Annotated in this window: 19 protein-coding genes; 9 read left to right on the top strand and 10 right to left on the bottom strand. The window is 71.5% G+C overall.

Annotation, left to right across the window (positions count from 1 at the left end; all coding sequences use genetic code 11):
• Window positions 1-82: 82 nt before the first annotated feature.
• On the bottom strand, window positions 83-979 hold the full coding sequence (locus ACGGAQ_RS22600) for an alpha/beta hydrolase family protein (protein ID WP_393052221.1): 897 nt from the start codon (window positions 977-979) through the stop codon (window positions 83-85).
• Between the two features lie 183 nt (window positions 980-1,162).
• On the opposite strand from ACGGAQ_RS22600, the gene ACGGAQ_RS22595 reads away from it, so the two are divergent.
• Window positions 1,163-3,424, top strand: a complete 2,262-nt coding sequence (locus tag ACGGAQ_RS22595; protein ID WP_393052219.1) for a catalase — start codon at window positions 1,163-1,165, stop codon at window positions 3,422-3,424.
• 219 nt (window positions 3,425-3,643) lie between these two features.
• On the opposite strand, the gene ACGGAQ_RS22590 is transcribed toward ACGGAQ_RS22595, so the two are convergent.
• A complete protein-coding gene (locus ACGGAQ_RS22590) occupies window positions 3,644-4,513 on the bottom strand; it encodes an LLM class F420-dependent oxidoreductase (protein WP_393052217.1) in 870 nt (289 codons plus the stop codon).
• Between the two features lie 162 nt (window positions 4,514-4,675).
• Here ACGGAQ_RS22590 and ACGGAQ_RS22585 point away from each other — a divergent pair, with 162 nt between their 5' ends.
• The 3 genes from ACGGAQ_RS22585 to ACGGAQ_RS22575 are packed head-to-tail and all read left to right on the top strand — an operon-like array spanning window position 4,676 to window position 7,991.
• Window positions 4,676-5,821 carry an acyltransferase family protein gene (locus ACGGAQ_RS22585; RefSeq protein WP_393052215.1) on the top strand — a complete coding sequence of 382 codons (1,146 nt, stop codon included), beginning with the start codon at window positions 4,676-4,678 and terminating at the stop codon, window positions 5,819-5,821.
• Entirely contained in the window at window positions 5,818-6,975 is a 1,158-nt protein-coding gene (gene alr / locus ACGGAQ_RS22580; RefSeq protein ID WP_393052213.1) for an alanine racemase, read from the top strand. Before ACGGAQ_RS22585 ends, alr begins: the two co-directional genes overlap by 4 nt.
• The gene (locus tag ACGGAQ_RS22575; RefSeq protein ID WP_393052211.1) at window positions 6,972-7,991 is read left to right on the top strand and encodes a D-alanine--D-alanine ligase family protein; all 1,020 of its coding nucleotides are present in this window, start codon (window positions 6,972-6,974) and stop codon (window positions 7,989-7,991) included. The genes alr and ACGGAQ_RS22575 overlap by 4 nt, the downstream gene beginning before the upstream one ends.
• 16 nt (window positions 7,992-8,007) lie before the next feature.
• Here the strand turns inward: ACGGAQ_RS22575 and ACGGAQ_RS22570 are convergent, their stop codons facing one another.
• The 4 genes from ACGGAQ_RS22570 to ACGGAQ_RS22555 all read right to left on the bottom strand — a co-directional run bounded on the left by ACGGAQ_RS22570 (window position 8,008) and on the right by ACGGAQ_RS22555 (window position 11,760).
• Entirely contained in the window at window positions 8,008-8,526 is a 519-nt protein-coding gene (locus ACGGAQ_RS22570) for a hypothetical protein (protein WP_393052209.1), read from the bottom strand.
• Window positions 8,523-9,965, bottom strand: a complete 1,443-nt coding sequence (locus ACGGAQ_RS22565) for an ATP-binding protein (protein WP_393052207.1) — start codon at window positions 9,963-9,965, stop codon at window positions 8,523-8,525. The genes ACGGAQ_RS22570 and ACGGAQ_RS22565 overlap by 4 nt, the downstream gene beginning before the upstream one ends.
• Window positions 9,966-9,988: 23 nt before the next feature.
• Complete coding sequence (locus ACGGAQ_RS22560; protein WP_393052205.1) at window positions 9,989-10,684, bottom strand: response regulator; 696 nt, start codon at window positions 10,682-10,684, stop codon at window positions 9,989-9,991.
• Between the two features lie 68 nt (window positions 10,685-10,752).
• Entirely contained in the window at window positions 10,753-11,760 is a 1,008-nt protein-coding gene (locus ACGGAQ_RS22555; protein ID WP_393052203.1) for a phosphatase PAP2 family protein, read from the bottom strand.
• 301 nt (window positions 11,761-12,061) lie between these two features.
• Between ACGGAQ_RS22555 and ACGGAQ_RS22550 the strand changes: the two genes are divergently transcribed.
• Window positions 12,062-12,565 carry a winged helix-turn-helix domain-containing protein gene (locus tag ACGGAQ_RS22550; RefSeq protein ID WP_393052201.1) on the top strand — a complete coding sequence of 168 codons (504 nt, stop codon included), beginning with the start codon at window positions 12,062-12,064 and terminating at the stop codon, window positions 12,563-12,565.
• Between the two features lie 93 nt (window positions 12,566-12,658).
• Here ACGGAQ_RS22550 and ACGGAQ_RS22545 read toward each other — a convergent pair whose 3' ends face one another.
• A complete protein-coding gene (locus ACGGAQ_RS22545; RefSeq protein ID WP_393052199.1) occupies window positions 12,659-17,071 on the bottom strand; it encodes a S8 family serine peptidase in 4,413 nt (1,470 codons plus the stop codon).
• Between the two features lie 243 nt (window positions 17,072-17,314).
• Between ACGGAQ_RS22545 and ACGGAQ_RS22540 the strand changes: the two genes are divergently transcribed.
• Window positions 17,315-17,914 (top strand): winged helix-turn-helix domain-containing protein, encoded by a 600-nt coding sequence (locus tag ACGGAQ_RS22540; RefSeq protein WP_355066440.1) that lies wholly within the window; start codon window positions 17,315-17,317, stop codon window positions 17,912-17,914.
• 93 nt (window positions 17,915-18,007) lie between these two features.
• Here the strand turns inward: ACGGAQ_RS22540 and ACGGAQ_RS22535 are convergent, their stop codons facing one another.
• Window positions 18,008-18,898 carry a diiron oxygenase gene (locus ACGGAQ_RS22535; protein WP_393052197.1) on the bottom strand — a complete coding sequence of 297 codons (891 nt, stop codon included), beginning with the start codon at window positions 18,896-18,898 and terminating at the stop codon, window positions 18,008-18,010.
• Between the two features lie 117 nt (window positions 18,899-19,015).
• Between ACGGAQ_RS22535 and ACGGAQ_RS22530 the strand changes: the two genes are divergently transcribed.
• The 3 genes from ACGGAQ_RS22530 to ACGGAQ_RS22520 all read left to right on the top strand — a co-directional run bounded on the left by ACGGAQ_RS22530 (window position 19,016) and on the right by ACGGAQ_RS22520 (window position 21,768).
• Window positions 19,016-19,675 (top strand): TetR family transcriptional regulator, encoded by a 660-nt coding sequence (locus ACGGAQ_RS22530; protein WP_393052195.1) that lies wholly within the window; start codon window positions 19,016-19,018, stop codon window positions 19,673-19,675.
• Window positions 19,672-19,968, top strand: coding sequence for a DUF4873 domain-containing protein (locus tag ACGGAQ_RS22525; protein ID WP_393052193.1), 297 nt, complete (start codon window positions 19,672-19,674; stop codon window positions 19,966-19,968). Before ACGGAQ_RS22530 ends, ACGGAQ_RS22525 begins: the two co-directional genes overlap by 4 nt.
• 243 nt (window positions 19,969-20,211) lie before the next feature.
• A complete protein-coding gene (locus tag ACGGAQ_RS22520) occupies window positions 20,212-21,768 on the top strand; it encodes an OFA family MFS transporter (protein WP_393052191.1) in 1,557 nt (518 codons plus the stop codon).
• 57 nt (window positions 21,769-21,825) lie between these two features.
• Here the strand turns inward: ACGGAQ_RS22520 and nrfD are convergent, their stop codons facing one another.
• Both nrfD and ACGGAQ_RS22510 read right to left on the bottom strand, forming a co-directional pair.
• The gene (gene nrfD, locus ACGGAQ_RS22515; RefSeq protein ID WP_393052189.1) at window positions 21,826-22,893 is read right to left on the bottom strand and encodes an NrfD/PsrC family molybdoenzyme membrane anchor subunit; all 1,068 of its coding nucleotides are present in this window, start codon (window positions 22,891-22,893) and stop codon (window positions 21,826-21,828) included.
• Window positions 22,890-23,933, bottom strand: coding sequence for a 4Fe-4S dicluster domain-containing protein (locus ACGGAQ_RS22510; RefSeq protein WP_393052187.1), 1,044 nt, complete (start codon window positions 23,931-23,933; stop codon window positions 22,890-22,892). The genes nrfD and ACGGAQ_RS22510 overlap by 4 nt, the downstream gene beginning before the upstream one ends.

Below are 23,933 nucleotides of genomic sequence, written 5' to 3'. Positions count from 1 at the left end.
TTCTCGGTTATGGCGTCAAGACCTTCGATGCGCTGACGCGACCGGGGCGGCCGCCAACGGCGACCGCCCCGGCCCGACCCGCTCAGTAACTGGGGCAGGTGTTGCGGTACTCCTCGATCGCCGACCCGCTCGGGCCCGGGCAGAGGAACTGCTCGTAGCGGGTGTCGTCGTCGACGAACCGCTTCAACCAGGCCACCATCTGCCGGGCCGTCGGCGTGTTGACCGTCTGCGGGAAGAAGTGGCTCGCGCCGTTCAACTCCAGGTACGCCTTCTCGGCTGAGGCCGGGATGCTGGTGTAGAACGGCACCGAGTGCGACGCGACGGGCGCGACCGTGTCGCTCTCGCCGCCGATGATCAGCGTCGGCACCCGCAGCTCGGACCAGCTCTTGTCGGTGTTCCAGGGCGCGAGCGGCACGGCGGCCTGCAACGACGGCCGGGCTGAGGCGGCCTCCAGGCTGCCACCGCCGCCCATCGAGTGGCCGGCGACCGCGAGTCGGCTGCTGTCGATGCGGCTGCGCACCGAGCTGCGCTCGGTGAGGTAGTCGAGCGCGGCGAGCAACTGCCGGCCACGGCTGTCCGGCTGGTCGAGCCGGGTGTTGGTCTCGATCCCGATCACCACGAAGCCGTGCGAGGCGATCCGTGGCCCGAGCCAGCTGATGCTGGACCACGCGGCCGTGTAGCCGGGCGAGATGGCGATGGCGCCGAACGTGCCCTCGCTGGTGCTGGTCGGGTAGTAGATGACCCCGCCGCCGAAGCCGGTGACGCTCAACGAGGACACGCTCTGCGAGGCGGTGGCGAAGGGGCCGCGGCTGGCCTCCAGGATCGCGGTGGTCGGGGCGGGGCCCCGCTCGTACGGGCTGGCCGCCTGGGCGGGGGCGGGTCCGGCGAGGACACCGGCGGCGAGCAGGGTGGCGGCCAGCGCGAGCCGAACGGCCCGAGCGGGTGCGGAACGGGGACGGGTGGTGGTTGGTGACGACACGTCGGGCACTCCCTAGAGTCGAGCGATATCGACGTTCGTCAGTCTTCGCCGCTCCGCTCGGCCCCCGCATCGGTGAAATCACCAGTCCCGCCCGCAGATCGGATCTTCTGCGCGTTTCGACCCTCCCACCAGGGGTAGGGGTGCAGGGGCCTGCCCAAACGCTCCATGGAGAGGTTCACACAAGTGGATTCCAGCAAGCCCGCTGAGGCGGTCAAGAACGTCGTGAAGACTGCCTCCGAGAAGATCACCGACGCTCTGACGCCCGAGGTGCCCGGCGCCCCGGGCAGCGCACCCCCACCCGTCGAGGAACCGACCTCGCCCCACGACCCGCTGCCGCCCAAGCCGGAGCAGGGCCAACCGCAGACCCGTACGCCGACCGGCGCCGAGACCGGCGTGCCGCCGACCGCCAAGGGCCAGCAGGGCGCGTACCTCACCACGGCGAACGGGGCGCGACTGCGCGACACCGACCACTCGCTCAAGGCCGGGCCCCGGGGGCCGGTGCTGCTCCAGGACCACCACCTGCGCGAGAAGATCACGCACTTCGACCACGAGCGCATCCCGGAGCGCGTGGTGCACGCCCGGGGCGCGGGCGCGCACGGGGTGTTCACGGCCTACGGCACCGCCGAGGCGGTCACCCGGGCCGGCTTCCTCAAGAAGGGACGTGAGACGGAGGTCTTCGTCCGGTTCTCCACCGTGCTCGGGTCGCGGGGCTCGGCCGACACGGTCCGGGACACCCGTGGCTTCGCGACGAAGTTCTACACCGACGAGGGCACCTTCGACCTGGTCGGCAACAACATGCCGGTCTTCTTCATCCAGGACGCCATCAAGTTCCCCGACATCATCCACGCCGCGAAGCCGCACCCCGACCGGGAGATCCCGCAGGCGCAGAGCGCGCACGACACCTTCTGGGACTTCGTCTCGCTGCACACCGAGGCGCAGCACCACGCCATGTGGAACATGTCCGACCGGGGCATCCCGCGCTCGTACCGGACGATGGAGGGCTTCGGTGTGCACACCTTCCGCCTCGTCAACGAGGCCGGGGAGACGGTGCTGGCGAAGTTCCACTGGAAGCCGAAGCTCGGTGTGCACTCCCTGACCTGGGAGGAGGCGCAGCTGCTCGGCGGCATCGACCCCGACTTCCACCGTCGGGACCTCTACGACGCGATCGAGGCCGGCGCGTTCCCCGAGTGGGAACTCGGCATCCAGGTCTTCCCCGACACTCCCGAGGAGACCTTCGCCGGGATCGACCTGCTGGACGCCACGAAGATCGTTCCGGAGGAACTGGCGGAGGTGCAGCCGATCGGCAAGCTGGTCCTCAACCGGACGCCGACGAACTTCTTCGCCGAGACCGAGCAGGTCGCCTTCCACCTCGGCCACCTGCCGCCGGGCATCGACGTCACGAACGATCCGCTGTTGCAGGGCCGGCTCTTCTCATACGTCGACACGCAGCTCACCCGCCTCGGCGGGCCGAACTTCGCACAGATCCCGATCAACCGCCCGCACGCCGCGGTCAACGACATGCTGCGCGACGGCTTCCACCAGCACGCCGTGCACGCCGGGGTGGCGCCGTACCGGCCGAACTCGCTCGACGGTGGCAACCCCTTCCCGGCCGGCGACGCCGAGAAGGCGTTCCTCGACGTGCCGGTGACCGTGGCGCAGGCACCCAAGGTTCGGGCCAACCCCGCGTCGTTCGACGACCACTACAGCCAGGTCCGCCTGTTCTGGCTGAGCATGTCGCCGGTCGAGAAGGAGCACATCATCCGGGCGTACACCTTCGAGCTGGGCAAGTGCTACCACCAGGCGATCAAGGAGCGCCAGCTCCAGTGCCTCGCCAACATCGACCCGGTGCTGTGCGAGCAGGTCGCCACCGGCCTGGGGCTTCCCGCGCCGCAGCCGACGGTGCCGCTGGCCGACGTCGCGCCGAGCCCGGCCCTGTCGCAGGTCGGCGGGGCATGGCCCGCCGACGGTCGCATGGTCGGGATCGTCGTGGACCCCGACGGTGACCTGGACGGCGTCGGCGAGGTCCGCCGGGCCGTGTTCGAGGCTGGCATGGTGCCGCTGCTGATCGCCCCGCACGGGGGCATGGTGGGCGACATGCCCGTCCAGCGGACCTTCGCCACCGGCCGGTCGGTCGAGCTGGACGCACTCCTGCTGGCCGGGGCGCCGGTGCCCGCACCGGACGCGCTGCCCGCGCGCGACGCCAAGGCCGGCCGGCCGGACGCGGCGACCGTCGATCCCCGCGTGCTGCTCCTGGTCGAGGAATGCTGGCGGCACGCCAAGGCGATCGGCGCCTGGGGCGCCGGCGTCACCGTGCTGGAGCAGGCCGGGGTGGCCGGCACCCCGGGCATCGTGTCCGCCGGCTCGGGCGCCGAGGCGCTGACCGAGGTGCAGCAGTTGATGGCCGCGCACCGGGTGTGGGAGAGGTTCCCCGCCTCGGTCGGCTGACCGGTCACCGACGAGGGCCGTCCCCCGCTTCGGCGGGAGGGCGGCCCTCGTCGTCGTGCGCGAGCAGCCGACCGCTCGTTTTTCACACCCGCCGGAAATACAATTTCCGGCGGGCGGAGCAGCCATTTGGGTGAGCCTTGTCATTACGGCCGGGCGGGTGCGGCACCCGCATTCCACCGCGAATTGGCCTTCCGTTCACAATGGTCGGCCGCGCCCGCGTCAGCCGATGTCGGCCAGCCGCGGCAGCACCTCGTCGCCGAGCCGCCGGGCGAACTCCACGGGGTGCCGGTCCGGCGTGACCTGCACCTCGCTGACGCCGAGCGCGGCATAGTCGGACACCTCGGCGAGGAACGCGTCGAGATCCTCCAGCGGCGGCTTGGACGCCAGCACCGTTTTCTCGATGCTGTCGTAGTCGCGGCCCTCGGCGGCGCAGTGCCCCCGCAGCACGTCCAGCTTGTGCGCGATCCCCTCGGCGCCCGTGCCGAACAGGTTGCAGGCGTCGGCGTACCGGGCGACCAGCAGCAGCGTCTTCTTCTCGCCGCTGCCGCCGATCATGATGGGCGGGTGCGGACGGCGCAACGGCTGGGGCGAGTTGATCGTCTCCGTGAGCTGGTAGTGCCGCCCGTCGAACGGCCCGTTGTCGTCGCTCCACATCTGCCGGCAGATCCGCAGCGTCTCCTCCAGCCGCTCGAACCGCTCGGCGACCGGCACCACGGGCACGCCGAGCCCGCGCTGCTCCCGCTCGTACCAGGACGCCCCGATGCCGAGCCGGGCCCGGCCGCCGGAGAGCACGTCGAGGGTCGTCACGGTCTTGGCCAGCAGCCCCGGATAGCGGTACATCACACCCGTGACCAGCACACCGAGCGTCATTCGACGGGTCTGCGCCGCGACGAAGCCCAGCGTCGTGTACGCCTCCAGCATCGGCTCCTCGGCCGGGGCCAGCGCCTCCATCTGGAAGAAGTGGTCCATGACCGTGAACGAGGCCACGCCGGCCTGTTCGGCGATGGTCGCCGCCTCGGTGAGGGTCGGCGCGATGGCGGCCGGATCGGCCGGAGTCGAGAAATTCCAGTAGTGCAGACCGAGCTTCATGTTCGGCACCTCCGCGATCGAGCCTAGTAGCGCTCCCCCGGGTTCCCAACGCGTCGCCGGAAAGATGGTCGTGGTCCCGGTACGACGATCCAGCGGAGTCCATTACCGGTTCATGACAATTCGTGGATCGGGCGCGGATATCCGGCTGGCAGTTTCTGCTGAGTGATCCAAGAGCTGTCTTTCACCGAGTCGCGACGCGACGGGTACGACGCCGACACGCGCGTCCGGTTCCGCCACCGACGGCGGCCCGAGGCCGGCGCCGCGACCGCCCGGTCACAGCGCGTGCAGTGGGCCGACGCCGCGAAGGGCGTGTGCATCATCCTCGTCGTCGCCTGGCACGTCGTCGTCAAGGACTACCTGACGATCGACTGGCACGTCGGGGTACCCGTGCCGGGCCTGTGGGGCACGCTCGGCGAGCAGTTCCTGCCGCTGCGGATGCCGCTCTTCTTCACCATCTCCGGCGTCTTCGCGGCGAACGCCGTGCAGCGGCCCTGGCGCACCGTCGCCCGCGGCCGCATCGCCGGGTTCCTCTACCTGTACGCGGTGTGGCTGCTGATCCACACGGCGGTCCTCGCCCTGGTGCCGGACTTCCCGACCGACCGCGCCACGTCGGTCCTCGGCCTGCTGGCGCAGCTCACGGTCACGCCCTCCAACCTCTGGTACCTGTACGCCCTGGCGCTCTACTTCACGCTCGCCAAGGCGACCCGCCGGCTGCCCCGGTTGCTGGTCGGCGTACCGGCAGCGGTGTTGTCCGCGGTCGCGGCCGCCGGCCTGCTGGCCACTCCGGGCAACCGCGCGGGCCTCTACCAGAACCTGGTCTTCTTCCTCGCCGGCCTGTACCTGCGGCCGTGGATCGAGCGGTGGGCGGCCACGGCCACCCGGCGGCGACTCGTGCTGACGTCCGGGGCGTACGCCGTCGCGCTCGCCGCGATGGCGGCGGCCGGCGCCCAGCAATGGCTCGGCGTGTGGCCGGTGGTCTCCGTCGTGGCGGTGGCGTTCGGTGTCACCGCCGCCGCCCGGCTGGCGCGGCGGCCCGCCCTCAGCGACCGACTGGCCGCGCTCGGGCGCATCACACTGCCCATCTACGTCGTCCACATGCCGCTTCTGGCGCTGCTGCACCGCCTGCTGTCCGCCCCGGTCTCCGGGCTGGACCCGGTCGCCCAGAGCCTGGTCGTGCTCGGCTACCCGATCCTGCTGACCGCGCTCGTCATCGGCCTGAGCCTGGCCGTGCACCGCGGCGTGCTGAGGGTGCACGGCCGCTGGCTGTTCGCGCTCCCCGGCACGCGTCGCGCGGCGGTGGCCGGATGAGCGCGCTGGCCGAGGCGGTGATCGACCTCGGGGCGATCGCCGACAACGTGCGCACGGTCGCCGCGGTCACCGACACCGAGCTGATGGCCGTGGTGAAGGCGGACGGGTTCGGCCACGGGGCGGTGCCGGTCGCCCGGGCCGCGCTGCGCGCCGGCGCCACCTGGCTGGGGGTGACCTCGGTGTCCGAGGCGCTGGCCCTGCGCGCCGCGGGCATCACCGCGCCCACGTTGAGCTGGCTGCACCGACCGAACGACGACTTCGACAAGTTGATCAGCGCGGGCGTCGACGTCGGCGTCTCGACGACCACCCACCTGCACGCCGTGGCCGACGCGGCCCTGCGCCTCGGCGTGCCCGCGACGGTGCAGCTCAAGGCCGACACCGGCCTGACCCGCAACGGCGCCGGCCGCGACGACTGGCCCGAACTGGTCACCTGGGCCCGAAAGTACGAGGTGGAGGGCGCGGTCCGGGTGCGCGGCGTGTGGTCGCACCTGGCCGACGCGGACGTGCCCGGCACCCCGGGGCTGGCCCGTCAGGTGCGGACGTTCTCCGAGGCGCTGCACGTCGCCCGGGGCGCCGGCCTCGATCCCGACCTCGTGCACCTGGCCAACTCGGCGGCGGCGCTGTCGTCGCCCCGGACCCGCTTCGACCTCTGCCGGATCGGGCTGGCCCTCTACGGCGTCGACCCGTTCGGCGCGGTCGGTCCTGGCGCGTTCGGGCTGCGCGCGGCCCTGACACTGCGGACGACCGTGATCAACGTGAAGCGGGTGGCCGCCGGCACGGGCGTCTCCTACGGGCCGGAGTACGTGACCGCCGCGCCGACGACGCTGGCGCTGCTGCCGCTCGGTTACGCCGACGGGCTGCCCCGGGCCACCGAGGGCCGCGCCGAGGTGTGGCTCGGCGGCCGGCGCTGCCCGATCGTCGGGCGCATCGCCATGGACCAGTGCGTCATCGACGCGGGTGACCTGCCGGTGACCATCGGCGATCCGGTCGTCGTGCTCGGCCCCGCAGCGGCCGACGCCGCCCCGCCGACCGTCGCCCCGCCGACCGTCGCCGAGTGGGCGCGCTGGGCCGGCACCAACCCACACGAGATCTTGACCGGCATCGGGGCCCGCGTGGGCCGCGACCATCTCCAGGAAAGGGCGGACGTCGCATGACAACGCGACTGGCAGTGCTGTACGGCGGACAGAGCGGCGAGCACGAGGTGTCGCGGCGCTCGGGGGAGAGCATCCTGGCCGGGCTGGACCACGAGCGGTACCAGGTCACCGAGGTGCTCATCGACACCGACGGCGGGTGGCACGTCGGCGGCCGTCCCACTCCCCTGCCGCAGGCGTTACGGGTGCTGCGCGCCCAGGACGTGGTGTTCCCGGCCCTGCACGGTCCGTACGGCGAGGACGGCACGGTCGCGTCGCTGCTGGAATGGCTCGGCGTGCCGTACGTCGGCAACGGCGTCTTCGCCAGCGCGGCGGGCATGGACAAGGGCGTCACCAAGCGGCTCCTCGCCGCGGACGGCCTGCGGGTCAGCCCGGGTGTGACCCTGCGGCCCGGGGAGCACCTGTCGCCGGCCGAGCAGCAGCGACTGGACCTGCCGGTCTTCGTCAAGCCGGCACGGGCCGGCTCCAGCCTGGGCGTGGTCCGGGTGACGGACTGGGCGGCGCTGCCCGCCGCCCTTGAGCAGGCCCGGGAGGTCGATCCGAAGGTGCTCGTCGAGCAGGGGGCGCGCGGCCGGGAGATCGACGTCGCCGTCCTGCAGTATCCCGACGGCCGGGTGCAGGCCGGGCCACCCCTGGAGATCCGGGTGAACGGCGCCGGCTTCTTCGACTACGACGCGAAGTACGACGGCGGGGCCGTCTTTGAGATTCCCGCCCCGCTCGACCCGGCCACCACCGAGGTGCTCCAGGACCGGGCCGTCCGCGCCTTCCACGCCCTCGACTGCCGAGGTCTGCTGCGGGTGGATTTCTTCCTCTCCGGCGAGGGCGCGGAGCCCATCGTGAACGAGGTCAACACCTTTCCGGGATTCACCGCCGCGTCGCAGTTCCCGCAGATCTGGCAGCGGGCCGGGATCGAGTTCCCCGCCCTGCTCGACATCCTGATCTCCGGCGCGCTGGTCGACCGTCCTCGGGTCGCCTCGTTCGGGCTGCCCCGGCCGGCGCGGGCGGTCGATCTGGTGTGAGCGGCGTCCGCCCCGGTCACTCGAGCGGGCAGGGCCAGGGTGGCCGGGTGCCGTCCGGCCCGACGAGGGTGACCGGGGTGGCGCTCCTTTCCGGCATGGCGAACACCACGGTGCAGATGATCTGGTTGGCCGCGACTGTCGACAGCGGCAGCACGGCGCCGGGCATCGTCACCGTGATGCCGGGCTCGTCGACACTCGGCGCCACCTTGGCCGGCGCGGCGTCGGATGGCACCTCGCTGCTGAGCCCCGCCTTCCGCTCGCTCGGGGTGGGGCCGGCCGCGAGCAGCGCGAGCGTATCGGCTGGTGATGAGGGAGCGAGGCCGGGTTTCGTCCCGCGCAGGACCAGCGTCAGCTGGCCGTGCGAGATCAGGTAGAGGCCCGTGCCTGCCGACGGACCGCTCACCGCGGAGCGGCCGGTGATGACGTCGCTGGGCCGGACTCCGCAGCCCGCCGTGAGCAGGGTGAGCAGGAGCCCGCCCGCGAGCAGCGTCCGCGCCACGCGTCGGCGCGGCACCGTCCGGCATGCGCGGATCACCGTACGCCTCCGGCGTCCACGGTCTCCGCCGCCACCCGGGGCAGGCGCAGCGTGAACACGGCGCCGCAGTCGGGGGTGTTGCCCGCCACCAGACTTCCCGACCGGCCGGCGTGCCGGTGCAGGCGCGCGTTCTCCCAGGCGATGGCGAGGCCGAGGCCGCTGCCCTCGGACCGGGTTCGCGCGGTGTCGGCCTTGTAGAAGCGGTCGAAGACGTGCGGCAGCACCTCCGGGTCCAACCCCGGCCCCTGGTCGGCCACCTCGATGGTGATCCAGTCCGGTTCGGCGCGCAGGCGTACGGACACCGGCTCGGTGCCGTGCCGGAAGGCGTTGCCGACCAGGTTGGCGACGATGACGTCCAGCCGGCGGGGATCGAGCCGGGCGACGACGCCGGACGGCAGATCCGTGTGCACCCGATCGGCCCACCGCCGCAGCCGCAGGGTCGCGTTGACCGCGGCGGCGACGTCGACGTCGTCGAGGGCGAGCCGGGCGGTGCCGGAGTCGAACCTGCTGACCTCGATCAGGTCGTTGACCAGTTGGGTGAGGTTCTGCGTCTCCTGACTGACGAGCCGGGCGGCCTGGCCGGCGTCTCCCGGCAGCCGGTCCGCCTCCTCGTCCAGCACATCGGTGACCGCCGTCATCGCGGCCAGGGGCGTACGGAGTTCGTGCGACACGTCGGCCACGAAGCGCCGCGCGTCGGCCTCCATCCGCCGCAGCTCGCCGACCTGACGCTCCAGGGTTCCGGCGGTGTCGTTGAAGGTGCGGGCCACGTCGGCCAGTTCGTCGACACCCCGAACGGTCAGCCGGGTGGACAGGTCACCCTCGCCGAGTCGACGTGCCGCGCGGCCCAGCTCCCGTACCGGCCGCAACACGCCCTGCGCGGCCAGCAGGGCCAGCAGGACGGCGAGGATCAGGGAGAGGCCGCCGGTCACCCACGCCAACGTGGCGAGCCGGTCGATGCTCTGCTGCTCGGTGGCGAGGCTGCGCACCGAGTAGACCTCCACGCCCGATGGCACGGACGTTCCGTCGGACCTGTCGAACCTGAGCTGCGTGCCGATGAGCAGTAGGCGCTCTCCGTGGCGATCGACGCGCTGCCAGGCGATGCGACCGCCCGCCACCTCCCGCCGCAGCTCCGGGGTGAGCACGTCGGCCTCGTCGGCGACGTTCTGCGCCCACAGATCTCCGTAGCGGACCACGGCGTCCCCCTCCCGGTCGGAGAGGCGCTGGGCCAGCAGGTCGAGTTCCTCCTGGGTCGGCGGCAGACTGACGACCGGGTACACCTTCGACAGCTCGTCGGTAAGCGACGCCACCGCCGCGTCCTGCGCCTGCTGGAGGATGACGGTCCGGGCCTGGAAGTAGCTTCCGCTGGCCACCACGGCCGTGGTGGTCACGCCCAGCAGGGCGAAGGCCAGGAGCAGGCGGACGCGCAGGCCCAATGCCATGGCGCGGGCCCGGTGCCAGGGGGTCACAGCGGCCCGAACCGGTATCCGAAGCCGCGTACCGTCTGGATGTAGACCGGTGCCGACGGCTCGTCCTCGATCTTGGCGCGCAGCCGCTGGACGCAGGCGTCCACCAGCCGCGAGTCGCCCAGGTATCCGTGCTCCCACACGGCCTCCAGCAGTTGCTGGCGGCTGAGCACCTGGCCTGGCGTGTGCGCGAGTTCGAGCAGCAGCCGCAGCTCCGTCGGGGCCAGGCTGACCGGCGCCCCGTCCTTGCTGACCACCAGCGCGGCCCGGTCGATGGTCAGGGCGCCGTGCTGGTGCAGCCCGGGTCGCTCGGGGCCGGGGCGCCGCGAGTCGCCGCCGGTGCGTCGCAGCACCGCCCGGATCCGCGCCTCGAGCACTCGGGCCTGCACCGGCTTGACCACGTAGTCGTCGGCGCCCGCCTCCAGGCCGGCAACCACGTCCATGTCGTCGTTGCGAGCGGTGAGCATGATGATGGGCAGGTCGCCCTGCTGCCGGATCCGGCGGCACACCTCGAACCCGTCCATACCCGGCAGCATGAGATCGAGGACCACCACGTCGGACGCCGCCGTCCGCAGTCGTTCCAAGCCTTGTTCGCCGGTCGCCACGGCGACGACCGAGTGGCCCTGCCGGGTGAGCGCCAACTGCAGTCCGTCGCGGACCGTCTGGTGATCTTCGATCAGCAGGACCTGTGGCATGCCGTCCAGTATCCCATCATGAGAATTGTTCGCCTTTGGTCGATGTCTCACGGTCGGATATCGACCCGTCAGCGCCCTGCCGTCCGGCTGTCCGTCACCATCAGGCGCTCCATGGCCCCCGGTTGGGCCGGCCGCCGCTGCGGCGGATCCACCGGCCCGGCGAACTCCACCGACCGCACCAGGAAGACCGCTATGCCCACCGCCAGCACCGTCAGCCCGGCCGCCGCCAGAATCGCCACGAGCGGCCCCCACGGCAGCGCGGCGGCGAGACCGGGCAGCAGCACCCCAACCACCCAGCCGAGCACGATCAACCCCACCACCCCCTCGGCGAACGGGCGCCAGGCGTGACCGGCGACCGGCGTGGCCGGCGGGCACGGCGCGGCACCGGCGCGTCGGACCGTCAGCGCCGCCGCGGCCAGGCAGAACAGCGCCGCACTCAGCAGGACGCCACCGAGCACGTCACTGAACCGGTGCCAGCCCGCGATCATGGTGGCCGCGCCGATCACCGAGACACCCGCCGCGCCCGGCACGACCAACCACCGGCGGGCCCAGCCCGGTAGGACCAGCAGGTAGGCCAGCACCAGAGCCGTCGCGACCGCGACGTGGCCGCTGGGGAAGCTGTTGTGGGTGGTCGAGCCCTCGATCGCGAAGTCTGGACGGGGCAGTGCGGACTTCACCGCACCGGCCGTCACGACCGCGCAGAGCACCATGCCCACGCCCACGACGCCGGCCAGCGGCCGGCGACCGAGCAGACCCACCATCAGCACCCCGGCGAGCAGGACGGCGAGCAGCGTCGGCCGGCCGAAGTGCCGCAGGACGACAGTCGCCGGCCCGAACAGATCGTCTGACTGCTCGTATCCGCCACCGCGTTCGGCACGCGGCAGGAGCAGCCCGTCGATCCACTGACCCCAGTCGGTCCACACGAACAGCACGCCGGTGAGGCCCAGCGCGAGCAGGAAACAAACAGCCGCTCCGAACAGCCGCAGACCTGGCGGGGCGGCAGCACGGTCGGACGGCAGCGCCCGCGCGGGGTCGGGCGAGGACCGGCCGATGGGGTACGACGATCCGTGAGACATGTCGACAATGCTCGGCCCGCCAGGTCCGGACGCCGTCCGTGGATTGTCTTCGTTCTGTCACAACCGCCGGTCACCACCGGAAAAAACCGGGCGATCCCGCTCTCCGAAACCCCGCCGGCCCCTGTTGTCGCCAAGCCGTCCGCACAGCCGTGACGTCAGGCCTCATTCACATGCTTACATGCAACTATGTTTTACCCAGCCGAGACGAGCCACCACTAGGGTCAGGACGCCGATCGATGGACGTCCTCGGCGGTGCGAAAACCATCCGGAGTGATTGTGGGGAACCGGAAGGGGTTGGGCAATGCAGGGAATTCCGGTCGCCTCGCTGGTCATCGGCATCGCGTCCTCGCCGGCTGAGCGCCGGCAGTTGGCCCGTCTACTCGGCGGGACCGACGCCTTCCTGATCGTCTCGAACGTGGACCAGGCGCGGGAGTTCCTCGGGGTGGTCGAGACTCCCCCCGACGCACCTCCCCCCGTCCAGACCGTGCTCGCGGAGGTGACGCCGAGCCCGCAACCGCCGCCGGATCTGAGCGTCGACTCCGACCGCCGGGTGCTGCGCTGGCGCGACCAGGAGATCGACCTGACCCGACTGGAGCACGACGTGCTGCTCTGCCTGGTCGACGCCCCCGGGCAGGTCTGGACGTACGAGCGACTGCACCTCGAGGTCTGGGGCAACCGGCACCTCGGCCGCGGGTCCGACATGCACTCCGTGGTTCGCCGGGTGCGTCGCAAGCTCGCCCGGCTCGACGCCGCCACCACGATCCACGCGGTCCGCGGCGTCGGCTTCCGGCTCGCGCCCGTCTGAGCGCACGCCCGACCCGTCGCGAAGGCTGGTCCGGCCCGCCTGGTCGAGGACCAGGCGGGCCGGACCGGTTTGCTACCGCTTACCGCTCAGGTGTCAGCACCGGATGGGCTTCAACCCGAAGTCCTCCACCGCCGGAGTGGCGGTGTCGATCCTCGTCTGACGGGTCTGGGGCTTCCAGCCGTCCTTGGCGACGATCATCGTGAGCGGGTTGTTCCGACGGTCCACCCAGTAGGCGTACTTGCCGGCGCTGTCGGTCGCGAACGTCCACGACATCGCCCACGAGTCGACCTGGACGACCGCCCCGGCGATCGGCGAGGTCGCGCCCTGGCAACTCGTCCCGGTCACCGTGCCCATCAGCTTGCCCCAGGTCTTCGGGGGCGTCGCCGTCATGGTCACCGCCACCGGCGCCACCGAGTACGGCGTGTTCTCCTTGATCGTGACCGCACCCGAGTAGGTGCCCGGCTGGTCCACGTTCGCCGTCATCCCGACGGTGACCGTGACCTTCTCACCCGGCGCGAGGGTGACCGTCGACTTGTCGATCGTCATCCAGCTGACGTCGGCCGCCGCCTCGACGCACCCCTCGAAGCCCGGCAGCACCTCACTGTCCGGCGCCGCGTTGAAGCTGCCGGACGAGCCACCGATCTTGTAGAAGCCACACGCCGCGCCGCCCCGGTACCGGGCGGTGTTGGCGTTCGGCAGGTTCGACCACGAGCTGGTGGCCGGGTCGTAGGCGAAGCCGGCGTTGCTGATGGCGCCGCCCTGCGAACCGCCCACGACGAGGAGCTTGCCGCTGGCAACCGCGTACGAGCTGGCCCAGTTGTCCGTCGGCGCGTCGGCGATGGCGGTCCACGTGTTGGCACCCGGGTCGTACGCGTAGCTGGCCTTCTGCGCCGCGGTGCCGTCGTTGCCGCCGGTGCAGTACAGAACGCCGTCGATCCCGCCGCAGGAGACGAAGGCCACCGACTTCGGGTAGTTCGCCAGCGTCTCCCAGGCGTCGGTGCCCGGGTCGTAGCGGACCACGGTGTTCGACATCGGCAGGCATGCCGAGGTCGTGCAGCCGCCCACGGCGTAGAGCTTGCCGTCGACGACCGCCTGTCCGGCCGCCGCCCGGGGGGCGGGGTTGTCGGCCAGTTCGGTCCAGCTGTTGGCCCCCGGGTCGTACGACCAGGTGGCGGCGTCGGGGCCCTCGGCGCCCCAGCCACCCGTTGCGATGATCTTCCCGCCGACCACGCCCACGGTCAGCGCGTTGCGGGCGCCCGGCAGGTCGGCTGCCGCCGTCCAGGTCTGCGCGACCGGGTCGTAGGCGTAGGTCTTCGCGGTGGAGGCGCTACCGTCGCCACCACCGATCGAGTAGACCTTGCCGTCCAGGGTGACCACCCGGTTGTCCATGATGTTGCCCGGGTAGTCGGTGATGTCCGTCCACGGAGCGGCCTGCGGGCTGGCCGCGGCGGAGGTCGCCGACGTCGCCTTGCCGGACGCCCGGGCCGCGAACGACGTCGGGACGCTCAGCCGCTGCTCCGGTGCGCCGGCCGCGCCGAGCACCTGCTGCCGGGTCACCCGGGAACCGTCCGCCCGCAGCAGCTCGAAGCCGTTGTCCCGCTCACCGAAGCCGACCTCGACCGGCGCTCCGCCGGTGTTGGTCACGGTGAACGTCCTGGTGGCCTTCCCGTTGGGCATCTGGACCGTGGCGCTCAACTGGGTGGGCGTCACCGACAACCGGCCGGCCGCGAGGACGAAGTTCGCGGCGGTGGCCCAGTCGGGCTCGACGTCGACCTGCTTGCTCTGGCTGACATAGTTGCCGGCCGTCGCGGTGAACTTGTGGGTGCCGGTCAGCGTCGAGTAGATCCAGTAGAACCCGTCGGGCAGTCCCGGGTCGTCCGGGGTCGCCACGGTGACCGCCTTCTCGGCGGGCCGGTCGTTGCTGGTGACGGTGGCGCCGTTGACGTAGCTGTTGTCGTTCTTGTCGCGGACGTTGCCCACGACCAGGCCACCGTCGACCGGCACGCAGGTGACCTGGCTGCCGATGAGGACGTTGTCGACCTCCCACCACCACTCGTACGAGGCGTCGTAGTAGTGGAACCGCACCTGGACCTGCGCCTTGCCGGCCGCCTGCGGGATCGGGATCTCGGTGAGCTTCGGGCCCCGGACGTCGGTCTCCTGCCGGAGCACGTTCGTCCAGGTCGCGCCATTGTCGATGCTCAGGTCGACGTCGGCGGTGTCGTCGTTGAGCTGGTTGAAGTCCTGGTTGAACCGGATGACCGGGGCCGCGACGCCGGTCAGGTCGACCACCGGGCTGACCAGGGAGGTGTCCTGGCTGGTGCCCGCGCCGTAGTCATCACTGTCGATCATCGCGAAGTTGCCGGTGCCACCGGTCAGGTTGCCCCGGCCGCCGTCGTCGGTGAACTTCCAGACCTGACCGCTGCCCGCGTTGTCCACCACCGTCCAGCCGGCCGGGGTGGTCGGCGCGTCGAAGGTCTCGTACTCGCCGTCGGAGCCGAACGTGTAGCCGGGGGCCGTCGTGCACCTGGTGGTGTCCACCGGCACCGCGACGTTGGCGGTCACGTTCCGCGTCCCGACCACGACCTCCTTGGTGACCCTCTGGTAGCCCGGGTACTGCGACTCGTACGTCAGGGTGTACGTCTGCCCGGCCGGCAGCGTGATGCTGTAGCGGCCGTTCGAGGGCGTCGTGTAGTCGTACACGCCGGACGGGCCGCTCACGGTCACCTTCGCGTACAGCGGCCAGCCGTGGCCGGAGCCGTCGGTGACCGCGCCGGTGACGTTGACGCGCGGCACCGCCGTCAGGGCGACGTTGAGCGTCGTCGTCGCGCGGTTGGCGACAGTCGCGGACTTCGTGGTGCTGCCGTAGCCGAATGCCGACACGACGACCTGGTAGTCGCCGGTCGGGACCTGGGTCGAGTAGGTGCCGTCGGCGCCGGTGGTGATCTCACGCGAGGTCGGACCGGTGAGGGTCAGGGTCGCGCCGGCGATCGGTGCGCCGGTGGCCGCGTCGGTGACCGTGCCGGCCAGGGTGCCGACATCGCCGGTCGGGGCGGCGTTGAGCAGCGCGAGGGCGTCCAGCCGGCCCTCACCCCAGACGTTGTTGTCCGCGGCGGTGCCGCCGCACTGGGCGTCGGCCTTGTCGATCGCGGTGCCGTTGAGCAGCGCGCGGGTCCCGTTGACGTCACCGATCAGCGACGGCGCCGCCGAGTACAGCAGGGCGATCGCGCCCACCAGGTGTGGGGCGGCCATCGACGTGCCGCTGGCGGTGCCGTACCCGTTGCCGGGAACACTCGACCGGACGTTCACGCCCGGAGCGGAGATGTTGGGCTTGATCTCACCGTTCTGCCCGACGCCGCGCGCCGAGAAGCTGGCGATGGTGTTGTTGACGTCGTACGCGCCGGCCGAGTAGTTGCTGGCCAGGCTGCCCGGCGAGCCGCTGGTCTGGCACGCCGGCCCACTGTTGCCGTTGGAGAACACCCCGAAGATGCCCGACGCGGCCCAGGCCAGCGTCACGTCCTCCATGAAGGGCTCGTTGGACGGCTCCCGGGTGCCCCAGGAGTTGTTGATGATGTTCGGCCGCTTGCTGGCGTCCGGGTTCTGACCGCTCAGGTCGGTCGGTTCGAGCATCCACTGACCGGATTCGATCAGCGCCGCGTCGGTCGGGCAGCAGCCGTTCGCCGCGATCCACTTGACCCCGGGCGCGACACCGATCTGGTTCGTGCCGGCGGAGCCGGCCATGGTGCCCATGGTGTGCGTACCGTGCCCGTCGTCGTCGCACGGTGCGTCGGCGCACGTCCCGGCGGCGTTGAACCAGTTGTAGTTGTGGTCGAACGTGCCGTCCCCGTTGTTGCCGCGGTAGGAGTTCACCAACGCCGGGTGGTCGTACTGCACACCGCTGTCGATGCTCGCGATGGTGACGCCCTCGCCGGTGACGCCGTACTGGGACCAGACGTCGTCGGCGTTGATGTTGGCAACGCCCCACTCGACGGAGTTGACGGTCTTCTCGTCGGTGCCCTTGGTGAGTTCCGGCAGCTTGTAGGCGACCGGGGCGTAGAGGCCCTCGACCTCCGCGTGGGCGGCGAACTTCTGCGCCATCGCCAGGGAGCCGCTGTTCACCTTGATGGCGTTGGTGGCCCAGAAGGTCTGGTACTTCGTACCCGAGCTGTCGAGTTCGGCGCGGATCTTGCCCTGGCTGGCGGCGGCGGTCTCCCGCAGCGTCTGCGCGACGGCGGCGCCGCGCTTCGTCCAGTCCTTGATGGCACTGGCCTTGCTCAGGTCGGCCCGGTCCTTGAACCGAATCCAGAAGTCCCCTGCGCTCTTGGCCTCAAGCTGGCGGGCGAGCTCCGGTCGGATCTTGTCCCCGGCGGCGGTGCCCGCTCCCAGCGAACCGGGCGCGGCCTGCGCGCCGGAGCCAACGCTGGCCAGGCATGTGGCGGCGAGGATCATCGCCGCGCTGGCGCTGACCAGCGATCTGGCCGTGCGTCTCCATTGTGGACGTCTGAACATCGGTGCTGCCTCCCTCAGAACGACCCAGGGGTGTAGTGGGCCATGGTGAGGAGTGCGCGAGATCCAGCTCGACGGAACCGAGCGAACGGACCCCTCATGCCTCCCCATGCACCGCGCGGGTCACGCCGGTTGCCCGAGTGGACACTATGATCGAGAGGAAAGGACGATCAAGAACTTGCTGTGAGCAACTTGTCGCTAACGGTTGCCCTGCTGGCGGCGCGCTTGCCAATCATTGTCAGGACCATGACGATAACTGGGCAGGGAAGCCCATCGATCCCGGGCGGTGTGGTGGCCGAGGACGACGAGACGGCGGTGGACGGGGCTGATCCGGCCGACGAACCGTTTCCGCTGCTGATCGCGGTGACGCCGTCGCCGACCGAGCGCATCCGGCTCGCGGAGCGCCTCGACGGGATCGCGCCGCTGCTGTTGGTGGCCGACCTCGACGAGCTGCGCCGGCTGATCGCGATCCCGCAGCAACGGGCCGGCCCGCTCGGCGAGCCACCGTCGACCCCGACGCCCACTGTCGAGCCCGGCCCCGCCCTGGTCATCGACTCGGCCCGGTCCACCGCACGGTACGGGGGTCGCGAGGTCGACCTGACCCGACTGGAACACGACCTGCTGACCTGCCTGATCACCGAGCCGGTCCGGATCTGGAGCTACGCCGAGCTGCACCGGTCGGTCTGGCACGACGAGGGGCGCGAGCGCAGAGCGGACGTGCAGTCGCTGGTGAAGCGGCTGCGACGCAAGTTGCGGGACCTCGGCGCCGGTGCCACGATCGAGGCCGTACGCGGTGTCGGGTTGCGCCTCACTGGCCGGCACGAGCCGCGGATCGGGCGTGCCTGACGGCTGCCTGATGTGGGCAGTTCATCGCCACGTCCGGCCGCCCCCCACCGCCGGCAGACCCGTCGACGCCGCGCCCCGGCCGGACGACGGCCGTCAGATCAGCCCCGCCCGAGCCCACAACAGCCGCCCCGGCCCGCCCACCAGCCCGACGCCCGCGAGGTGGTCGTGCACCCGGGCCGCCGACCACCGCAGCGTGGCCTGCCAGTACGGGTTGGCGCGGGCGGCGGCCCGGCCCACCGCCGGCGGGATACCCACCGCCGCGTACGCGTCGGGGTGGACGAGACGGTTGGCGATCGAGTGTGCGGCGCGACCGACCAGCAGCCGGGCGTACGCCATGCCGACCGGTCCGGCAGCCGCGACCTGGCGGGCCAGCTCGTCGCGGGCGAACCGGACGTGTCGCGCCTCCTCGACGACGTGGATGCGCGAGACCATCCGGATGAGCGGCTGAAGAGACTCGTCCGCCATGATCTCGCGCTGGAACGCGTCGAGGATCTCCTCGGCGACGAGGATCGCGGCGTACATCCGGGGGCCGCTGGCGGTCGCCTTGAGGAACCGGCCGAGCAGGTGGTCGAACGGGTCCGCCCGGTAGACGGGACAGCCCATCGCCTCGATCAGCCGACCGAACATGATCGAGTGCCGGCACTCGTCGGCGACCTCGGTCAGCGCGTACTGGGCGCGCGGGCTGGTCGGGTCGGCGTCGTAGTAGTGCCGGATCAGCATCTGCATGAGGATCGTCTCGAACCACAGACCGGCGCTGGCCGTGCTGGCCACCTCGTGCTTGGTGAGTTCGACGCGCTGCTCTTCGCGCAGGCCCGACCAGAGCGCCGTGCCGTAGAGGCTGCTGCGGTGCGGCGGGAGCCAGTAGGCGCCCGGGGTGTGCGGCGCGTCCCAGTCGATCTCGACCACCGGGTCGTAGCTGGTGCGCAGCGACGACGTGAGCAGCCGTTCGGCGACCGCCGAGTCCTCGGGTTCCGCCGCCTCCATGACTCCTCCACATTGACGTGACTGGCAGTAACTGTTACCTGTAGTAGCATGCAAGCGCCGCGCATCGATGTCAATGGACCCCAGCCGCCGGCCGCGTCCACCGGCGACGGCCGAACGGTGACGGGCAACGGCCGCCGGGACCGCTGGGCCAACCACCGTGAGCAGCGCAGGCAGGCGCTGGTCGAGGCGGCCGTGCAGGCGTTGCTGCGGCACGGCCCCGAGGTCGACATGGAGCAGGTGGCCGCCACCGCCGGCGTCAGCAAGCCGGTCCTCTACCGGTACTTCGACGACAAGTCGCAGCTCTGGATCGCCGTGAGCGAGCGGTTGTCGGCCCAGGTCGTCGACACGATCGCTCCGGCCATCGCGCGGGTCCGCGAGGAGCGCGACCTGGTCGAGGCGACGATCGACGCGTACCTCGGCGTCATCGAGTCCCAGCCGACGCTCTACCGGTTCCTGATCCACCGGTCCGGTGACCCCGGCATCCACCAGGTCGTCTCCGGGACCAGTCGGCAGGTGGCTGCCGGGCTGGCCCGCGTGATCGGCGACCGGCTCCGCGCCCTGGGCCTGGACGCCGGCCCGGCGGAGCCCTGGGCGTACGGCCTGGTGGGCTTCGTTCAGGCGGTCGGCGACTGGTGGACGACCCGCGGCCAGCCGATCAGCCGCGCGGCCCTCACCGACTACCTGACCACGCTGCTGTGGAGCGGGATCCAGGGGGTCCGCGCCAGCGCCGACCTGCCGCGCGAGCTGACCCGCGCGCACGAGCGAATCGTGCCGTGAGCTACCACGGCCCGGCGAGCGTCGCGGGCACCCCGGTGCGGGTGCACCTCAGCGGTCGGTGGGAGCCGGTCGACGGCCGTTACCACTGGGGTGGCCGGATCGAGCCCGAGCCCGGAGTGGCCCACCTGCTGCGCTCCGGTCGGCGCGACGTCGAGCTTCGCATCGCCGACCGGGCCCGGCCCGCCCGGCTGGCCGAGGTTGACGCCTGGGGTGGTGTGCGGATCACCGGCGTCGGCTCCCCGCCCTGGCCCGCGCCGACAGGCGACGAGCCGGATCAGCCCGTTTTCCCGTAATCGCGAGCCGCGGTCCGGCGACCACGTAACGTGAGCTACAGCCGATCAACGGCGAACGCCGGACGCGCTTCGGGCCGCCAGGTGGCGGCGCAAGCCGCTCGGTCATCCGCCGGGAGTCCGGTGCGATTCCCCGGCCCGGCGTCATCCGGGCATGCGCGGATTCCGCTCAGTGGGCAATACGACGGTACGGGGAACAGCTCCGTCTCGCCGCCTGCCCACTCAGCCGCAGGAGGTGCGGAGCCCATGCTGTCGGTATTCGACCCTCGGCACACCGTCGCTCCCCCGGGATACAGCCGCTGGCTCATCCCGACCGCGGCGCTGGCCGTGCACGTCTGCATCGGCCAGGTCTACGCGACGAGCGTCTACAAGAACTCCCTCATCGCGCACTTCGACGTCAGCCAGACGGCGATCGGGGCGATCTTCAGCATCGCCATCGTCATGCTGGGTTCGTCGGCGGCGGTGGGCGGCCGGTGGGTGGAGCGCAACGGCCCCCGCCGGGCCATGTTCGTCTCCGCCTGTTTCTGGGCCACCGGGTTCCTGGTCGGCGCGCTCGGCATCGCGACCCGGCAACTCTGGCTGCTCTACCTCGGTTACGGCGTCATCGGCGGCATCGGGCTGGGCATCGGCTACATCTCGCCCGTCTCCACGCTGATCAAGTGGTTCCCGGACCGGCCGGGTCTCGCCACCGGTTTGGCGATCATGGGGTTCGGCGGCGGCGCTCTGGTCGCCGGCCCGCTCGCGCGCCAACTGCTGTCGCTCTACGACGCCGGCTACAACCCCGCCAACCCCAAAGCGGTGGCCTCGGGGTCTGCGCTGGTGGGGCTCTTCGTCACGTTCGGCATCGGCTACTTCGTGATCATGATGTTCGGACCGTTCAACGTCCGGGTTCCTCCGCCGGACTGGCGACCCGCTGGGTTCGACCCCGCCCGCGTCGCCACCCGGTCGCTGGTGACGAGGGCGAGCGTGTCCGCGTCCAACGCCGTGCGGACCCGTTCGTTCTGGCTGCTGTGGATCGTGCTGTTCTGCAACGTCACGGCGGGTATCGGCATCCTGGAGCAGGCCAGCCCGATGATCCAGGACTTTTTCCGGGACAACGGTTCCACCGCGGTCTCGGTGTCGGCGGCGGCCGGCTTCGTGGGTGTGCTGTCGCTGTTCAACATGGCGGGCCGGTTCGTCTGGTCGACGACGTCGGACGTGATCGGTCGCAAGCCGATATACCTGGTCTACCTCGGCGTCGGCATGGTGCTCTACGCCCTGCTCGCCGTGGCCGGGCACGCCGCGACGGCGCTCTTCGTGCTGATCGCCGCCCTGATCATCTCCTTCTACGGCGGCGGCTTCGCCACCATGCCCGCGTACCTGCGGGATCTCTTCGGCACCTTCCAGGTCGGCGCCATCCACGGCCGGCTGCTGACGGCCTGGTCGGCGGCGGGCGTCGCCGGCCCGCTGATCGTCAACGGGATCCTCGACAGCCAGGGCAAGCCCGGAACGCTCACCGCGTCGGCGTACCGACCCGCGCTGTTCACCATGGTCGGCGTGCTCGCCATCGGCTTCGTGGCCAACCTGCTGGTCCGCGCCGTGCCCGACCGTTTCCACGAGCCCGACCGGGGTCCGACCTCGCCCGTGGCGAAGGCCAGCGTCACCGAGCCGGTCGCCCTCGGCCCGCAGAGCACGCCACCGGTGCCCGAGCACGTCGGCGGCCAGACCGGGCGGCTCTGGTTGTCCTGGCTGCTCGTCGCGGCGCTGCTCGGCTACGGCATCGTCGAGACCGTCATCACGGCCGCGAAGCTGTTCACCGGCTGAGGGTCGTGGCGGCCGAACGGGCAGTGCCCCCGAGGGCGCTGCCCGTCCGCGATGCGCTCATCGTCGGCCGTCGTCCACCGTCGGTCCGTGCTCGGCGAGGCGCTCCCGCTGGGGTATCACTGTGTACTTCGGATCGCGCGCCGACACCCTGCCCGCCTCGAAGATCCCGAACCGGGTGGCGACCGACGAGGCCACCAGGGCCACGCCGGAGAGCACCGACAGGGCCCGGCTGCGCCGGCTGAGCAGTGCCGCGGCGGTGCCCACGCTGAGCAGCACCCGGCCCGCCTTGACCAGCCGACCGCTGCGGCCGCGCACGTACGGCTCGCTGGTAAGTCCCAGTCGCTCCAGCCGATGACCGCTGATCACCTCGACGGTCGCGGCGGCGAGGGCGAGGCGCCGCAGCGGGGCAGTCTCCGCGGACGGCGCCGCGATCAGGCCGACCCCGGACGCGGCGGCGAGCGCGCTGCCGGCGAAGACGAACGGCAGGAAGGGGTACGCGTCGTGCCAGGCCGGTACGGCGGTGTCGGCGAGCAGGACGCCGGTGTACGTGGCCAGCGCCGGGCCGGTGGCCGCGGCGGCCAGGCCGGCGACGTCGCCGACGGTGGGCGCGAGCCGGCGGGCCAGGCCGAGCACGCCGTGCTGCGGGAGCCGGGGCGCGAGCTCGGCGACCGCCGCCACACCGGCGGCCGGCCCGAAGGCGGTGAGGATCCAGGTGCCCACCGACATCGGCGAGGTCAGCTTGGCGACCCGGAGCATGTGGTGGAAACGGTCCGGCCGACCGAGGTCGTGCACCAGCAGGTACGCGCTGGCGAGGGTGCCGCCAAGGGCCGTCCAGCGGCCCACGCGGCGCAGGGCGGGGCGTCCGGTCAGTTGCGCTCCCGCGCCGATCAGCGCGCCGCCGGCGGCGAGGCCACCGCTGAGCAGGTAGCCGGCGATGTCGTGCTTCCACACCGGCGGTTTGAGGATCGGCCGGCCGTAGTAGGAGCTGAAGTCGGCCGGCGGCACGGTGAGCTGCTCGCCGCCGTGGCCGCGACCCCGGCGCTGCCCGTCGGGCTGGTCGAGGTGGGCCGGGAACTCGCGGAACCGGGCGCCGACCGGCTCGTGCGGTGGCATCGCGTCGGTCATGGCCGCCTGCCCAGGAACGCCAGCGCCGTGGCGGCGGCCATCGTCAGCGCGGCGAGGCCGGCGCGTTTCCACATCGCCGGCAGATCCCGCGTGGTCACCACCGGATCCGGCGGCAACCCATACACCTCCGGCTCATCCAGCAGCAAGAAGAACGCCCCGTCACCACCCACACCGTCGTTCGGATCCTCCCCGTACAACCGCGCCTCGGGCACCCCGCGCTCGTGCAACGTCTGCACCCGCGCCGCCGCCCGCTCCCGCAACTCGTCCAGGGGCCCGTACTGAATCGACTCCGTCGGACACGCCTGCGCGCACGCGGGCGTCATCCCCGCACCCAACCGGTCATAACACAGCGTGCACTTCCACGCCCGACCATCACCCTTACGCTGATCGATCACCCCATACGGACACGCCGAAATGCAGTACCCACACCCATTACAGATGTCCTCCTGCACCACCACCGTCCCGAACTCCGTCCGGAACAACGAACCCGTCGGACACACATCCAAACAAGCCGCATGCGTGCAGTGCTTACACACATCCGACATCATCAACCACCGAAAATCCGACCGACCCTCCACACCAGTGCCCCGCCCCGGCGGCTGCCCACCCGGCATACCGAGGAACTCCGGACCGCCCGACATGCGGGCCGCCGCGACCGGCGAGCCGGTGGGCAGACCCGGGTCCGTGCCGGTGTCGGTGCTGGTCCGCGCGCTCACAGCCGCCGTCGCCGGGCTGACCGCCGGCCCGTCCGGATAGCCCTCGAACGCCGGCGTCTCCCGGCCGAACGGGCGTGGCTGCTCGATGAACGCGACGTGTCGCCACGAGTTCGCGGTCAACGCCCCGGTGTTGTCGTACGACATGCCCAGCAGATCCAGGCCACTTCCCGGAACGCCGTTCCACTCCTTGCAGGCCACCTCGCACGCCTTGCACCCGATACACACGCTCGTGTCGGTGAAGAACCCCATCCGCGGCGGCGCGTCCACATAGCCGGCGTCCGGCGCCGGATCGAGCGGCCCGTACAGGGCGTTGGCGTGGGGCAT

The organism is Micromonospora sp. NPDC047557 (assembly GCF_043205095.1).
In the GTDB taxonomy this organism is placed as follows: domain Bacteria; phylum Actinomycetota; class Actinomycetes; order Mycobacteriales; family Micromonosporaceae; genus Micromonospora.
This window is presented reverse-complemented; position numbering and strand designations above follow the sequence as displayed.